We start from the raw sequence: 14,888 nt of genomic DNA, 5'->3' as shown, positions 1-14,888 counted from the left end.
CGCCGCGCGTTTGAGCCGCTGATTTGGCGGACTCCCCGGAAAACTTCTCGTTGCTTTCGCCCCGCGCGCCAGTGTAAGAGCCAAGCTCGTTGCATGGGCAAGGCTCTCATCATCGCTGAAAAACCCTCCGTCGCCGCCGACATCTCGAAGGCGCTCGGCGGATTCAAGAAGGACGCGTCGGGCGATTTCTTCGAGGGCGCCACACAGGTCGTCTCGTCGGCGGTCGGCCATTTGCTCGAGCTCGGCGTGCCTGAGGAGCACGATGTCAAGAAAGGCAAGTGGACCTTCACCCACCTGCCGCACATCCCGCCGCGCTTCGAGCTCAAGCCCATCGAGAAGTCCGCCGCGCGCCTGCGCGTGCTCCAAAAGCTCATCAAGCGGAAGGACGTGGGCCTGCTCATCAACGCCTGCGACGCCGGGCGCGAGGGCGAGCTGATTTTCCGGCGCATTGTGGAGTTCACCAAGGCGAAGCAGCCGGTGCAGCGGCTGTGGCTGCAGTCCATGACGCCCGAGGCGATTCGTGAAGGTTTTGCGCGGCTGCGCACCGACGTTTCGATGCACCCGCTCCGCGACGCCGCGATCTGCCGCGCCGAGGCGGACTGGCTCGTGGGCATCAACGGCACGCGGGTGATGACCGCCTTCAACTCGAAGCAGGGCGGTTTCTTCCTCACCACGGTCGGGCGCGTGCAGACGCCGACGCTCGCCATCGTCGTCGAGCGCGAGGAGAAGATCCGCAGGTTCGTGTCGAAGGATTACTGGGAAGTGCACGGAGTGTTCGCGGCGCAGGCGGGCAACTACGAGGGGCGGTGGTTCGACGAGGGCTTCACGAAGGAGCAAGCGGCCGCGGCGATCACGGGCGTGGAGGCGAACGACCTTCGCGCCGAGCGCCTGTGGGAGCGGGAGCGCGCCGAAGCCATCGCGGCGAAGTGCCTTGGCAAGACGGGTGTCGTCACCGAGGAGAGCAAGCCCACGACGCAGATTTCGCCGCTGCTCTATGACTTGAACAGCCTGCAACGCGAGGCGAACTCGCGCTTCGGCTTTTCCGCCGCCAACACGCTCAAGATCGCGCAGGCGCTCTACGAGCGGCACAAGGCGCTCACGTATCCGCGCACCGACTCGCGCGCGTTGCCGGAGGATTACATCCCGACCGTGAAGCAGACACTCGGCGCATTGCGCGGGACGCAGTATTCGGCGTTCGCTTCCGCGGTGCTGGACAACGACTGGGTGCGCCCGAACAAGCGCGTGTTCAACAACGCGAAGGTCTCCGACCACTTCGCGATCATCCCGACCGCGCAGCCGCCGCGGAACCTCACCGAGCCCGAGGCGAAGATTTACGACATGGTCGCGAAGCGCTTCCTCGCCGTTTTCCATCCGGCGGCGGAGTTCCTGGTGACCACGCGCATCACGCGCGTCGAGGGCGAGCCCTTCAAGAGCGAGGGCAAGGTGATGAAGAATCCCGGCTGGCTCGCGGTATATGGCCGCGACGTCGCCGAGGAAGGTTCCGAGAACGACAAGACGCTCGTGCCGGTCCAGCCGGAGGAACAGGTGGGCACGAGCGAGACGCGCGTCGAGGGCAGCGCGACCAAGCCGCCTCCGCGCTTCAACGAAGCCACACTGCTCGGCGCGATGGAGGGCGCGGGCAAGCTCGTGACCGATGAGGAACTGCGCGAGGCGATGGCGGACAAGGGGCTCGGCACGCCCGCGACACGCGCGGCGATCATCGAGGGGCTCGTGTGGGAGAAATACATCGTGCGCCACGGCAAGGAACTGGTGCCGACGACCAAGGCGTTCCTGCTCATCGCGCTGCTGCGCGGCATCGGCGTGAATGAACTGTGCCTGCCCGAGCTGACCGGCGACTGGGAATTCAAGCTGCGCCAGATCCAGCGCGGGCAGTTGGACCGCCCGCAGTTCATGGACGAGATCGCCGCGATGACGCGCGAGATCGTCAACCGGACGAAGGGTTACAAGGGCGAGATCGAGATCGAGGGTCCGCCCATCCGCGCGAAGTGCCCCAAGTGCGGCGGCGGGCTCAAGGAGACGTATCGCAACTTCAAGTGCACGGCGAAGAAGTGCGATTTCTACGTGCCCATCTTTGTGGCCGGCCGCATCTTCGAGCCGGAGGAGGTGGAGGAATTGCTGACGAAGGGAACCATCGGGCCGCTCGACGGCTTTCGCAGCAAGATGGGCCGGCCGTTCTCGGCGATCCTCAAGCTCTCGCCCGCGCCGGACTTCAAGACCGAGTTCGACTTCGGCCCGCAGCCGGATGGCGAGACGGAAGCGGTGGACTTCACCGGACAGGAGCCGCTCGGCGCGTGCCCGAAGTGCGGCGCACGCGTGTTCGACCACGGCATGAACTTCATTTGCGAGAAGGCCACCGGGCCGACTCGCTCGTGCGACTTCCGCATGGGCAAGGTGATTTTGCAGCAGCCCATCGAGCGCGCGCAGGTGGTGAAGCTGCTCGCGGAGAAAAAGACCGACCGGCTCGACAAGTTCATCTCCAAGAAAAACAACCGCGCGTTCAAGGCGTTCCTCGTGCTCAAGGACGACGGCAAGGTGGGCTTTGAGTTCGAAAAGCGCGAGCCGCGCGCGGGCAGGGAGCGCAAGCCGAAGGAGCCGGAACCGAAGCTCGATTTCACCGGGCAGACGCCGCTTGGCAAGTGTCCCAAGTGTGACGCGAACGTCTTCGAGGGGCCGGAGCACTACGTTTGCGAGCGCCGGCAGGCGGCCGAGCGGCCGTGCAGCTTCCGCACGGGCAGGGTCGTGTGCCAGCAGCCCGTCTCGCGCGAGCAGGTTGCAAAGCTGCTCGACAAGGGCCGCACCGATGTGTTCACGAAGTTCATCTCGAAGGCCGGCCGGCCGTTCAGCGCGTCGCTCGTGTTGCAGGAGAGCGGCAAGGTCGGGTTCGAGTTCGCAAATCCAAGCGACTGAAACAGCGCGTCACTCCTCACTTCGCGGCGACGTTGGTGAGCTTGATCACATCGCCGGCCTTGAGCGGGATGTCCTGCGCGCCCTGCTTCACCTTGCGGCCGTCGGCGGCGAGGGTCTGCGCGCCGCGCATGATCTGGATGGACTTGAGGGCGAGGTCCACCTCGGCGGTCTTGCTCGCGGCGTAGAGCTTCATGCCCTCGGCGTAGGGAAGTTGCTTCGCCACGCCCGTCGCGGAATCGATGAAGGTCACGACGGCCGTCTTCGCAACGCTCGACGCGGCGCCCACGCCCGCCTTCACCGCGGTGGTCGCGGTGGTTGTTGCGACCTTGCCGGAGACGACGGCCGTCTTCGTTGCGACTTTGCCGGTGGTGGTGACGGTCTTGGTGAGGAGGGAGCCGGTGGTGGAAATCGCGGTGGACGTGCTCGAGCAGGCGGCGAGCGCCATCGCCGCGACCATCGAAGCCAGGGCCAGAACGGGTCCGATTGTCCTCGTCGTGGTCGTCGTCCCCGGTCTCGAACCGGCGAGTCGGCCGCCGAAATCGCGAGGCGGAGGACGAGGGCGACGAGGAGGACGGTTTGAGTTCATGCGAGTTCGAGGAGGCTGACTTCCGGCCGGCAATTGAAGCGAAGCCCGTGCAGGTTGCCGACGCCCTTCGTGATGTGAATCCAGCGGTCGTTCCAGCGGTGCAGGCCGCGCACGAACCGGTGGTCGTGCACCGGTGCGAGCGGCGTGCCGAAGAACGGCACTTCCAACTGCCCGCCGTGTGTGTGGCCGCAAAGCACGAGCGACCACGGGTGCGCCTTGAGCGCGTCCTTGCCGTCGGGATTGTGCGAGAGGCAGATGATGTCGCGGTCGTCCGCGGGCTTCACGCCGGCGAAGGCCTCGCCGGCTTTCAACTCTTGCGCCCACAAGTCGCCGGTGCCGACGATCGTGAGTTTGCGGCCGCGCGCGGTGAGTTCGACGGAGCGGTTGTGAAGCACCTCGACCCGCGCGGCGGTGAGCATCGAGCGGACGTTGGAGGTGTCGGCGTAGCCGCCGTGATGGCCGAGCACCCGGTGGCGGGCCTGGCTTGCGGCGTGAAACCAGCCGGACTCGTTGCGCAACTGGCGCAGGGTCTTGTCCCGCGCCCCGCTGTAAGCGCGAGCCGCCCACGAACCTCCATCGTGATTGCCGAACGTGGCGAAGGTCGGCGCGGCATCGGACAATCTTTTGAGGATTGTGCCGTAAGCCTCAAACTGCTCGAACTGGTGCGTGATGAAATCCCCCGTGAGGCAGACAAGGTCGGGTTGCTGTGCGAGGGCGAGTTCGACCGCGGAGTTCACGAGCGAAAGCGGAACGACGGGCGAGGCGTGGAAGTCGGAGAGTTGCAGCACGCGGAGCATCGGGCGGGCGCCGTTCGACAGCGGGACGCGCACGTTCGAAAGCTTGAGCCACGGAGGCTCGACGAACCGCATCCACGCCGCGCCGGCGGCACCGGCGACCGCGGCGCAGGCAAGCCCCTTGAACACGCGCCTTCGTGTCAGGAACCGGCTGGGTTTCGGGGCGGCTTCGGCCACTGACCGCAGGATACCGTTCCTGCGCACGGGGTAAAGCCCGCGTTCGGCGGGCCGCCCGGCGCTCATCGGGCAGCCGTATTCTTACGGCCGTGCGTGGGCAGCCCCACGGCTCGCAAGCCGCGCATTGGGACCAGAAACCAGGACGGCCACCCCTCACCCCATCTCTCTCCCCTCGTCGGACGAGGGGAGAGGGTGCCCGAAGGGCGGGTGAGGGGTGGTCGGGCCACAGGTTCATGGAGAGGGGAACCGGCAAATATTCCTCGCGGGACATCGTCTGAGTTCGCATGATATGGGCGTGACATCCATCGAGCGGACCATCGAGGTGAAATGGCGCCACCGCGTCTTCTTCACGGAGCACGTGTTTCGCCCGGCGAACCCGCTGTTGCGCGATGTGCTGGTGAACGGCGAGGACAAGGAGCCGCGGAAGGCGCTCGTGGTGCTCGACGAGTCGCTCGCGCAATCGCAGCCGCAGCTTGTGCGCGCGGTCGAGAACTATTTCTCGACGTTCGGCCACGACATCCGGCTCGTCTGCCCGCCGATGATCGTCGAGGGGGGCGAGCGGGTGAAGAACTCCTATTTTCACGTGAGCGAGGTGCAGTCGCACCTCGACCGTTTTCACATTGACCGGCACAGCTACGTGATCGGGGTCGGCGGCGGCGCGCTGCTGGACATGGTGGGGCTTGCGGCCGCGACGGCGCACCGCGGGTGCCGGCATGTGCGCATCCCGAGCACGACCCTGTCGCAGGACGACTCGGGCGTGGGCGTGAAAAACGGGATCAACGCGTTTGGAAAGAAGAACTTCATCGGCACGTTCGCCCCGCCGTTTGCGGTCATCAACGACTTCACGCTGCTGGAGTCGCTCTTGCCGCGCGACAAGCGCGCGGGTTACGTGGAGGCGGTGAAAGTGGCGCTGATCCGCGACCGCGAGTTTTTCGAATTGATTGAGCGGGACGCGGCGCGGCTGCGGGAGTTCGAGCCGGACGCGATGCGACGGCTGATCGAACGGTGCGCGGAGTTGCACGTGAACCACATCGCAACGGGCGGCGACCCGTTCGAGTTTGGCTCGGCCCGGCCGCTGGATTTCGGGCACTGGGCGGCGCACAAGCTCGAGCAGCTTTCCGACTATCGCATCCGCCACGGCGAGGCGGTCGCGGTGGGCATCGCGCTGGACACGGTGTATTCGCGGCTGAAGGGGTTTCTCGACGCGGCGAGTTGCGAGCGCGTGCTGGTGCTGCTCGAATCGCTGGGCTTCGAGTTGTTCGCGGGCGAGCTGCTGCACACCGACTCCGGCGGCGCGCGCATCCTGCTCAAGGGCCTGGAGGAATTCCGCGAGCACCTGGGCGGCCAGCTCACCATCACGCTCCTGCGCGGCATTGGCGAGGGTTTCGAGGTTCATGACATGACGTTCGCGAAGGTCATGGAGGCCATTTGCGAGCTCGAGCAGCGGCACGCCGGCCATGAGCGCAAAGTCATCTTCGCGCTCGGGTGACGCAAGCAGCCACCGCCCCGGGTTTTTCCTGACCGGATGAAACGCACCGCCGTCCTGAACGTCGTCGGACTCACGCGTTCACTCCTTGGGGAGCACACGCCGAGCATCTCGAAGTTCCTCAAGACCGGCGCGCTGGCCCGGATCAAGCCGGCGCTGCCCGCGGTGACGTGCACGGCGCAGTCGGACTACCTCACGGGCACGCTTCCGTCGGAACACGGCGTCGTCGCGAACGGGTGGTTCAACCGCGAACTGGGGGAGGTGCATTTCTGGAAGCAGTCGAACCGCGTCGTGCGCGGCCGCAAGCTCTGGGACGACGTGCGGGCGGCGGAGCCGGGCTTCACGTGCGCGCAGCTTTTCTGGTGGTTCAACATGCAGACGAGCGTGGACTGGGCGATCACGCCGCGGCCGTTGTATCTGGCGGACGGTCGCAAGGTGTTCGACATCCACACCTCGCCGCTCAAGCTGCGCGCCGCGATCAAGGACTCGCTCGGCGAGTTTCCGTTCCCCGGTTTCTGGGGCCCGGTGGCGGGATTGGACTCTCCGGCGGGCGGGCCGGATTGCGCCACGCGGTGGATTGCGGCATCGGCGCGCTGGATCGAGCTGGAGTTCGCGCCGACGCTGAGCCTCGTCTATCTGCCGCACCTTGATTACAACCTGCAGCGCCTCGGCCCGCATCATCCGGGCATCGCGCAGGACCTGCTCGCCGTGGACATGATCGTTGGCGGCCTGCTGAGCTTCTACGAACAGCGCCGGGTGCAGGTGCTGCTGCTCAGCGAATACGGGATCACGAGCGTCCAGACGCCGGTCCACCTCAACCGGCTGTTCCGCGAACAAGGCTGGCTCGCCGTGAAGGATGAGCTCGGGCGCGAGACGCTCGACTTCGGCGAGAGCAGGGTCTTTGCGGTTGCGGATCATCAGGTCGCTCACATTTACGTGAATGATCGCTCGATCGAACCCGCCGTGCGCGGACTGCTGGCGGGGCAGCATGGAATCGCCGAGGTCCTCGGGGCCGATGCGAAGGCTGCGGCGGGACTCGACCACGAGCGCGCGGGCGACCTCGTGGCCGTTGCGAAGGAGGACGCGTGGTTCACCTACTATTACTGGCTGGAGGACGATCGCGCGCCGGACTTCGCGCGGACGGTGGACATCCACCGCAAGCCGGGCTACGACCCCGTCGAGCTCTTCACGAACCCGGAGCTTTGCTGTCCGAAGCTGCAGGTCGCCTGGCGGTTGATGAGGAAGAAACTCGGCTTCCGGATGCTGATGGACTTGATCCCGCTGGACGCGCGGCTCGTGAAGGGCTCGCACGGCTGCCGGCCGCGGAACACGGACGACTGGCCCGTGCTCATCTCATCCCGTCACGACTTGTTGGGGAAGGAGGAGCTCGCCTCGACGGAAGTCTACGAGGCAATCCGCAGGCATGTTCTGGAAGGAAAGTAGCCGCAACGCTGCAGGCCGGCGCCATCGACGGGACTTCGCCCGGCTACTGGCCCCGCTCCGCCTCACGCGGCGCAGGGCGTTCCTTGCCGACCTTGGCACCGGCAATCAGCCAGAATGGCGCGATGACCGACACGGTGAGCACACCGACACTGCCGCCGAATTTCTCGCCGGGACGATGAGGGGACCCTTGAAATGGCGCATCATGCGCCCATGCCTTCCTCGAAGGAGCCCGTGGCGAGGGGGAAGCAGAGGTGGTCGCGAACGTAGGCGATGCCGTTCGAGCTCGCGGCATCGAGGTCGCGATACGCGCTCTCGGCCTCGACAATGAGCGGCGCGGTCTTCCGGCCCATCGCGGCGCAGTAGCGGCGGGGATACCCGATGTCCACAAGCATCTCGGCGTAGCGGACCATGTTGAGTTCGCCGCTCGGCAGGTCGGTGAATTGCATCGCGCGGTTCGGCCAGTGGCCGTCCATCTTGCGCAGCGGCACGCCGCCGCGAATGACGAAGTTCTTCACGTGGCAGGCGTAGACGCGGTTGGCGACCTTGCGAAAGCGCGTCTCCCAATCCTCGCCTTCCCAGCAGTGCGAGGGGTCGGCATTGACGCCGAGGCAGGGGTCGTCGTTGCAAATCTTGACGAGCAGGTTGAAGTCGTCCGCGCACATCGCGGCGGTGCCGGGGTGGATTTCGTGGCAGAGCTTGATGCCGAGCGAATTCGCGTGCTTGCGGAGCTTGGCCGTTTTTTTGACGAAGCGGTCATTGCCCTCGGCGAGCAGGTCGTATTTGCCGGACTTCACCTTTGGGTCAGGTCCCGCCCAGAAACCCCACGGATAGCCGGTGGCAAGTTCCCACCCGTGCGAGACGCCCCAGAACATGGGCATGATCTTCACGCCAAGTTCCGCGGCGATGTCCATCAGCTTGAGGAGGTAGTTCTCGTGCCATTTCTCGACTTGTTCGGGGGACTGCTTGGCGACGTCCGGGCCGATGAAAGGATGGCCGGATTTGGTGCCCGTCCACGCGCTGGTATGGACCCAAAACGGGCAGTGTGCCGAGATGCCGTCGAGCACAAGTCCGCGCGAGGTGAAGGCGTCGCGGATTTCCTGGACGGGGCGGAAGAGCTTGCCGCCGTTGAGCATGTAGTTGCTGGGCTGGGCGCCGCGCGCGCCGGACTTCTTGGCAAAGTCGAGGAAGCCTTCAAGGCCCTTGCCGCCATGTTGCGCACCTTCAACGCTTGCGTGGTAGATGGTCTGTGCCATGTGATTCCCGTGGTTGAGTCAGGCTTGGAACGCGCAGAGACATACCGGGGGGCAGGGTGAATTGCAATCTGCAAAATGCCGTGACGAACCTGAATTGCAGTGGACTGGTCAGGCCGACAGCCGGTTGCCCGTTCCCGAAACCCCGGCTGAAAACCGGTGTTCCCCCCCCCCCCCCCCCCCCCCCCCCCGCCCACGTCACACCACCACCCCCCCCCCCCCCCCCCCCCCCCCCCCCCGGCGCCGGGAAAAATGTTGACCACGCACATCACCCTCCTAACATCCGCCACCATGTTCGCCAAAGTCCGACCACAGCTCCTCCCGGTCGCAGCCGTGTTCGCCATCCTCTCGATGCCGGCCACGGCTGCCGATGCCGTCAAGTTGACGGAGGGCGAGAAGTCGGTCCGCGTCGAACTCAACGGCCAGTTGTTCACCCAGTATCACTTCAAGGATGTCCCGCGCCCCTATTGCTACCCGGTCATCGGCCCCGGCGGCGTGCACATGACCCGGCACGCCCCGATGAAGAAGGTCGAGAACGAGGATCCCGATCATCCGCACCACCGCGGCCTCTGGTATGCGCACGGCGCGGTCAATGGCTCTGATTTCTGGGCGGAGGGCGCGAAGTCCGGCAAGACGGTCCACGTGAAGTTCCTCGAACTGAAGTCCGGCGACAAGGTCGCGACGCTCCGCTCGGCGAACAAGTGGGTCACGATCGAGGGCAAGACCGTCTGCACCGACGAGCGCACGATGCGGTTCCACGCCGACCGCACGATCGACCTCGACATCACTTACATCGCGAGCGAAGGCGAGGTCGTCCTCGGCGACACCAAGGAAGGTTCCTGCTCCATCCGGCTTGCGGAGACCATGCGGCTCAAGCCGAACAAATTCAACGCAGGCAAGCCCACCGGCCAGATCGTGCTGAGCACGGGCGTGACCGGGGCGCAGACCTGGGGCAAGCGCGCTGCGTGGTGCGATTATTACGGCCCGAACGAGGGCAAGACCGTCGGCGTCGCCATCTTCGACCACCCGTCGAATCCCAAGCACCCCACGTGGTGGCACGTGCGCGACTACGGCCTGTTTTCGGCGAACCCCTTTGGCGTGCACGACTTCGAGAGCAAGCGCGCCGAACCCAACCTCGGCGACATCAAGATCGAAGCCGGCAAATCGCTCACGTGGAAATATCGCTACTACTTTCACGAGGGCGACGAAAAGCAGGGCAACGTCGCCGCCCGATACGCGGACTGGACCCAATCTGGCAAGTAGTTGTTTTCGAATCGACACCTCCCTCAACCAGCCACCCCAACCCCTCATGAAATACTTCAATCGTCGCGGATTCCTCAAGGCGTCCGCAGCCGCCGGCACTGTGTTCTACATTGCGCCCACCGCTTGGGCGCAGAAGAGCCCGGGCGACACGCTCGGCGCGCTCGTCGTCGGCTTTGGCGGACGCGGCGGCTCGCACATCAGCGGCATGAACGCCCTCAAGGACCGCGGCGTGCAACTGCGCGCGCTGTGCGACGTGGACGACAAGATTCTCCGCGGTGGCGTGGACGCACAGGACAAGAAGGGCATCAAAGTCACCGCCTACACCGACATGAGGAAGGCGTTTGAGAACAAGGACATCGACCTCGTGTGCATCGCCACGCCGAACCACTGGCACGCGCTGGCGTCCATCTGGGCGATTCAGGCGGGCAAGGATGTTTACGTCGAAAAACCCGTCTCGCACAACGTCTGGGAAGGCCGCCAGATCGTGAACGCGGCGCGCAAATACAAGAAGATCGTGCAAACCGGCACGCAGAGCCGCTCCTCGCGCGCGGGCATCGGCGAGGCCGTCAAGTGGGTGCAGGCCGGCAACCTCGGGAAGATTCTCATCGCCCGCGGCACCTGCTACAAGCCGCGCGGGAGCATTGGCAAGAGCGACGCGCCCCATCCGATTCCCGCGGGAATTGACTTCGACCTGTGGTGCGGTCCCGCGCCGAAGGACGAGCTTCGCCGCAAGAAGCTGCACTACGACTGGCACTGGGTGTGGAACTACGGCAACGGTGACCTCGGCAACCAGGGCATCCACCAGATGGACATCGCCCGCTGGTTCACCGGTGAAATGGAACTCAGCCCCCGCGTGTGGAGCACCGGCGGCCGCCTCGGTTACGTGGATGACGGCGAAACCGCCAACACGCAAATCGTCTATCATGACTACCCAAAGGCGCCGCTCATCTTCGAAGTCCGCGGCCTCCCGTCCGCCAAGGGCGCGCGCAACATGGATAACTACCTCGGCTCTTCCGTCGGCGTGGTCATCCACTGCGAAGGCGGGCGCGTGCTCGTGCCCAACTACACCGGCGCCACCGCGTTCGACAAGGACGGCAAGGAAATCAAGAAGTGGAGCGGCGCCGTGGACCACTTTGCGAACTTCCTCGACGCCGTCCGCAGCCGGAAGACCGAGGACCTGCACGCCGACATCCTCGAAGGCCACCTCAGCAGCGCGCTCTGCCACACCGGCAACATCTCGTATCGCCTCGGCCAGAAGGCCGCGCCCGGCGAAATCCGCGAGAAGATCAAGGGCGACCGCGACGCGCAGGCCACCTTCGACCGCATGGTCGAACACCTCAAGGCCAACGAAGTGGACGTGAACACGGACAAGCTCACCCTCGGCCCCGTTCTGACGATGAACCCCAAGACAGAAAAGTTCACCGGCAACGCCGACGCGGACAAAATGCTCACGCGCGACTACCGCAAGCCGTTCGTCGTGCCGGAGAATGTGTGAGCGGAAAACGAATGGTCAATGCATCCGGCTGGAGTTCGGCGAAGCGACGCGGGAGACGCAAAGGAGCGCAAAGTCTTTGGGATCCGGGCTTCCTGCCTCCGCCGCCCGTGCTTGCGGTTGCGCGAAGCGCCGTAGTTTGAGAGAACTGGCCGCGACATGAAGAAACTCCTTCTCGCCTTCGCCTTCACCCTTCTCGCCGGTCCCGCCGCCCCCGCCGCCGACGCGCCCAAGCTGCCCGCCGGCTTCAAGCTGCTTTACGAGCAGGACTTCGCGAAGCCCGACGCCATCAAGCAGTTCGTCTTCAGCGACCCGAAGGCGTGGCGCATGGCTCGCGACGGCGACAAGGGCTCGCTCGAACTCCACAAGCAGAGCGATTACAAGCCCGCGAACCGCTCGCCGTTGAACATCGCGCTCATTGCGGACCGGCAGTTCGGGGACTTCGTGCTCGAGGTCGAGTTGCTCTCGACCAAGAAGCCCTACGGCCATCAAGACATGTGCCTCTTCTTCGGCTTCGTCGAACCGCAGAAGTATTACTACAACCACATCGCCGTGGCTGCGGACCCGAACGCGCACAACATCTTCATCGTGAACGAGGCGCCGCGGAAGAACTTCGCGAAGGAAACCACCAAGGGCGTGACGTGGGGCGAGAACGAGTGGCACAAGGTCCGCATCGAGCGCGACACGAAGGCCGGCACCATCAAGAGCTACTTCAACGACTTCTCCAAGCCCATCATGCTCGCGGAGGACAAGACCTTCGCGAAGGGCCACATCGGCTTTGGTTCGTTCGACGACGTGGGCAAGGTCGGCCGCATCCGCATCTGGGGTCCGTCCGTCGAGACGGCGAAGACGGAATTCTTCAAGTCCGCCGCGCCGTGAACGGTCGGGATTGTCCCGGCGCGTGGCAGGTTAGTTTTCCAGACCTTTCGGCTTGCCGAAAATGACGGAGGCGATGATGGCCTGCCGCGCCGCCGCTGGATTCCTCCACGGTGAAACCGCGCGTCCGGCCGTCCTGCCGGAACCCATTCCCGAGGGCAGCCCGAAGTCCGGCGTGTGCTTCTCGGTTTGCGCGTTCACCTGCTGCATCCGCGAGGTCACCGCTGACTCGATGGATGCGGCGCGCGCGAGGGCTTCGGCTGATTCCTGCATCGAGCCGCCGCGGGCCGTCCGCTCGCCGCCGCGCGCGTAGGCTGTCGCGGATTCGCGCATCGGCGCGAGGCGCGCGGCTTGCGCCTCCATCTCTTCCTGCTCGTATTCGATGCGGGTGGCGACAGGCTGCGCGACAGGGGGCTGCGGGATTGGCGGTGGCAGCTTCGGCGGCGTCGGAGCCGGCGGGGCGGGTTCCTCGCCGAGTATGCGCTTGAGTTCGGCTTCCCAATCGAGCTCACGCGAGCCTTGGGGTGTCGTGGATGGTGGAATTGGCGGCGCCGCGTTGCGGCGGGGCGAGGCGGGCGCATCGTCGTCCTCGGGCGACCAGGTTTGCTGTTCTTCCTTCGATTTGTTCCGGTTTTGGAGCCACGTGGAGATGCCGCCGATGATCGCCATCGCCAGCAGAATCCAGATGTTGTCCCCGGCGGCGAGCATCGGGACCGCTTGCACGTCGGCGGCGGCGTGGAATGCGGGGTTCATCGTGTCAACTCCGGCTTGGCTCCGCTGGCGGATCCGACGCGGCACAACTGATCAAGCATCCCGGCGAAAAGTTCGCCAAGCTCCGTCAATTCTTCGGCAATGGGCGCGTGCGCGAGTTGATCTTCCGCCTTGCTGGGGTCAAAGAACCGGCTCATGGGCTTGGGCGCGGGTGGGTCAGGGCTTGGGCGCGGCGCCCGCGCCGGCGATGCTTTCGCGCATGCCGGTGTCGGACTGGATGTTCTTCATTTTGTAGTAGTCCATCACGCCAAGGTTGCCGCTTCGGAAGGCCTCGGCCATTGCGAGCGGAACCTGAGCCTCGGCTTCGACCACGCGCGCGCGCATCTCGGCCACGCGCGCAATCATTTCCTGCTCGGTCGCCACGGCGGCGGCGCGGCGGACTTCGGCCTGCGCCTGCGCGACGAGTTTGTTCGCCTCGGCCTGCTCGGCTTGGAGCTTGGCGCCGACGTTTTCGCCGACGTCCACGTCCGCGATGTCGATCGAGAGGATCTCGAACGCCGTGCTGGCGTCGAGCGCCTTGTCGAGCACGGTCTTGGAGATGCGGTCGGGATTCTCGAGCACGACCTTGTAGCTGTCAGCCGAGCCGATGGTGCTCACGATGCCCTCGCCGACACGCGCGACGATGGTCTCCTCGGTCGCGCCGCCCACGAAGCGCACGAGATTTGTGCGGACGGTGACGCGGGCCTTGGCCTTGACGATGATGCCATCCTTGGCCACGCCATCGATGGTGGTCTTGCCCGTGCCGGGGTTCGGGCAGTCGATGACCTTGGGGTTGACGGACGTCTTGACGGCCTCGAGCACGGTCTTGCCGGTGCCCTTGGTGGCGAGGTCGATCGCGCACGCGCTGTCGAAGGTGAGATGGATGCCGGCCTTCTTCGCGGCGATGAGCGCCTGCACGACCATCTCGATGCTGCCGCCCGCGAGGAAGTGCGTGGAAAGGTCGTCAATGGTCAACGGCAGCCCGGATTTCACCGCGGTGATGCGGGTGTCCACGACGTGGGCGACCGGGAGGCTGCGGAGCCGGAGGGCGACGAGTTCTTTGAAGGTGACCTTGGCTCCGGAGAACATCGCGCGGATGTAGATGAAGCCGAAGTTGAGGACGATGATGGCGGCGATCAGCGCGATCAAACCGCCGACACCCCAGCCGGCGGCTTTCAAAATGTCGGTCAGGGCGGCGAATTGGAGCAGTTCAGGATTCATGGGTTGGACTTGTGGGTTTTGGATTGGATGGCTGGGAAGTTACATCCGGCGCACGACCACGCGCATTCCTTCGGTGGCGACAACCTTTATGGCGGTGCCCTTCTCGATCAGGCCGCCTTCGGTCACCACGTCCACGCGCTGGCCGTTGATGACCGCCGTGCCGCTCGGGCGCAGGTTGGAATGGGTCACGCCGGTTTGATGGAGCAACTCGGGCCGCTCGGCGCCGAGTTCGCCGACGGTTTGCTGGGCGATGAAAATCCTCGCGTAGCGGCTGTCGGGAAAATACTTGAGCCACAGCGCGGTTCCGATTCCCAGGCCGGTCAAGGTCCCGAGCAGGACGAGGCCGCCCGTTTCGGTGCCGTAGTCGCGGAAGCTCAAGGCCACACCCGCAATCAGGCAGATGAACCCAATGATGCCTGCGATAAGCCCGGGCAGCACGGTTTCCAAAGCCAGCAGCACCGCGCCCGTGAGCAGCAGCACGACGATGGGCGCCGCACCCGGGGCGGCCTCGGTGAGTTGGCCCGTGCCGGCATTCGCAAGGGCGGCAGCCGTCAGCAACATGGGCGCGAACATAGGAGCCAAAACACACCAGGGCAAGATTCGTTTCAGGGGCGCGGCCATG

General features: G+C 65.3%; 10 protein-coding genes and 2 pseudogenes. 6 read left to right on the top strand and 6 right to left on the bottom strand.

Annotation, left to right across the window (positions count from 1 at the left end):
• Window positions 1-93 precede the first annotated feature (93 nt).
• Window positions 94-3,508: pseudogene (locus FJ386_01765) on the top strand (DNA topoisomerase III).
• Window positions 3,509-3,510: 2 nt separating this feature from the next.
• Here FJ386_01765 and yaeI read toward each other — a convergent pair.
• Window positions 3,511-4,551, bottom strand: coding sequence for a phosphodiesterase YaeI (yaeI, locus tag FJ386_01760; protein MBM3875430.1), 1,041 nt, complete (start codon window positions 4,549-4,551; stop codon window positions 3,511-3,513).
• Window positions 4,552-4,774: 223 nt separating this feature from the next.
• Between yaeI and FJ386_01755 the strand changes: the two genes are divergently transcribed.
• Together FJ386_01755 and FJ386_01750 are read left to right on the top strand one after the other, a co-directional pair.
• Complete coding sequence (locus FJ386_01755; GenBank protein MBM3875429.1) at window positions 4,775-5,974, top strand: 3-dehydroquinate synthase; 1,200 nt, start codon at window positions 4,775-4,777, stop codon at window positions 5,972-5,974.
• 36 nt (window positions 5,975-6,010) lie between these two features.
• Window positions 6,011-7,414: an alkaline phosphatase family protein gene (locus FJ386_01750; GenBank protein MBM3875428.1), complete on the top strand. Its 1,404-nt coding sequence runs from the start codon at window positions 6,011-6,013 to the stop codon at window positions 7,412-7,414.
• 200 nt (window positions 7,415-7,614) lie between these two features.
• On the opposite strand, the gene FJ386_01745 is transcribed toward FJ386_01750, so the two are convergent.
• Together FJ386_01745 and FJ386_01740 are read right to left on the bottom strand one after the other, a co-directional pair.
• Complete coding sequence (locus tag FJ386_01745; GenBank protein MBM3875427.1) at window positions 7,615-8,667, bottom strand: sugar phosphate isomerase/epimerase; 1,053 nt, start codon at window positions 8,665-8,667, stop codon at window positions 7,615-7,617.
• Between the two features lie 161 nt (window positions 8,668-8,828).
• Window positions 8,829-8,912 (bottom strand): annotated as a pseudogene (locus tag FJ386_01740) (dicarboxylate/amino acid:cation symporter).
• Window positions 8,913-8,955: 43 nt separating this feature from the next.
• Between FJ386_01740 and FJ386_01735 the strand changes: the two are divergent.
• From FJ386_01735 to FJ386_01725, 3 genes are all read left to right on the top strand, one after another.
• Window positions 8,956-9,927 carry a hypothetical protein gene (locus FJ386_01735; GenBank protein MBM3875426.1) on the top strand — a complete coding sequence of 324 codons (972 nt, stop codon included), beginning with the start codon at window positions 8,956-8,958 and terminating at the stop codon, window positions 9,925-9,927.
• A 46-nt stretch (window positions 9,928-9,973) separates the two neighbouring features.
• Window positions 9,974-11,422, top strand: a complete 1,449-nt coding sequence (locus tag FJ386_01730) for a Gfo/Idh/MocA family oxidoreductase (protein MBM3875425.1) — start codon at window positions 9,974-9,976, stop codon at window positions 11,420-11,422.
• Between the two features lie 156 nt (window positions 11,423-11,578).
• A complete protein-coding gene (locus tag FJ386_01725; GenBank protein MBM3875424.1) occupies window positions 11,579-12,298 on the top strand; it encodes a hypothetical protein in 720 nt (239 codons plus the stop codon).
• Window positions 12,299-12,328: 30 nt separating this feature from the next.
• Here the strand turns inward: FJ386_01725 and FJ386_01720 are convergent, their stop codons facing one another.
• The 3 genes from FJ386_01720 to FJ386_01710 all read right to left on the bottom strand — a co-directional run bounded on the left by FJ386_01720 (window position 12,329) and on the right by FJ386_01710 (window position 14,887).
• Complete coding sequence (locus tag FJ386_01720) at window positions 12,329-13,048, bottom strand: hypothetical protein (protein MBM3875423.1); 720 nt, start codon at window positions 13,046-13,048, stop codon at window positions 12,329-12,331.
• Window positions 13,049-13,222: 174 nt separating this feature from the next.
• Complete coding sequence (locus FJ386_01715; GenBank protein MBM3875422.1) at window positions 13,223-14,266, bottom strand: UPF0365 family protein; 1,044 nt, start codon at window positions 14,264-14,266, stop codon at window positions 13,223-13,225.
• A 39-nt stretch (window positions 14,267-14,305) separates the two neighbouring features.
• Window positions 14,306-14,887 (bottom strand): hypothetical protein, encoded by a 582-nt coding sequence (locus FJ386_01710; GenBank protein MBM3875421.1) that lies wholly within the window; start codon window positions 14,885-14,887, stop codon window positions 14,306-14,308.
• Window position 14,888: the final 1 nt, after the last annotated feature.

Source organism: Verrucomicrobiota bacterium (assembly GCA_016871675.1).
Classification (GTDB): Bacteria; Verrucomicrobiota; Verrucomicrobiia; order Limisphaerales; family VHCN01; genus VHCN01.
This window is presented reverse-complemented; position numbering and strand designations above follow the sequence as displayed.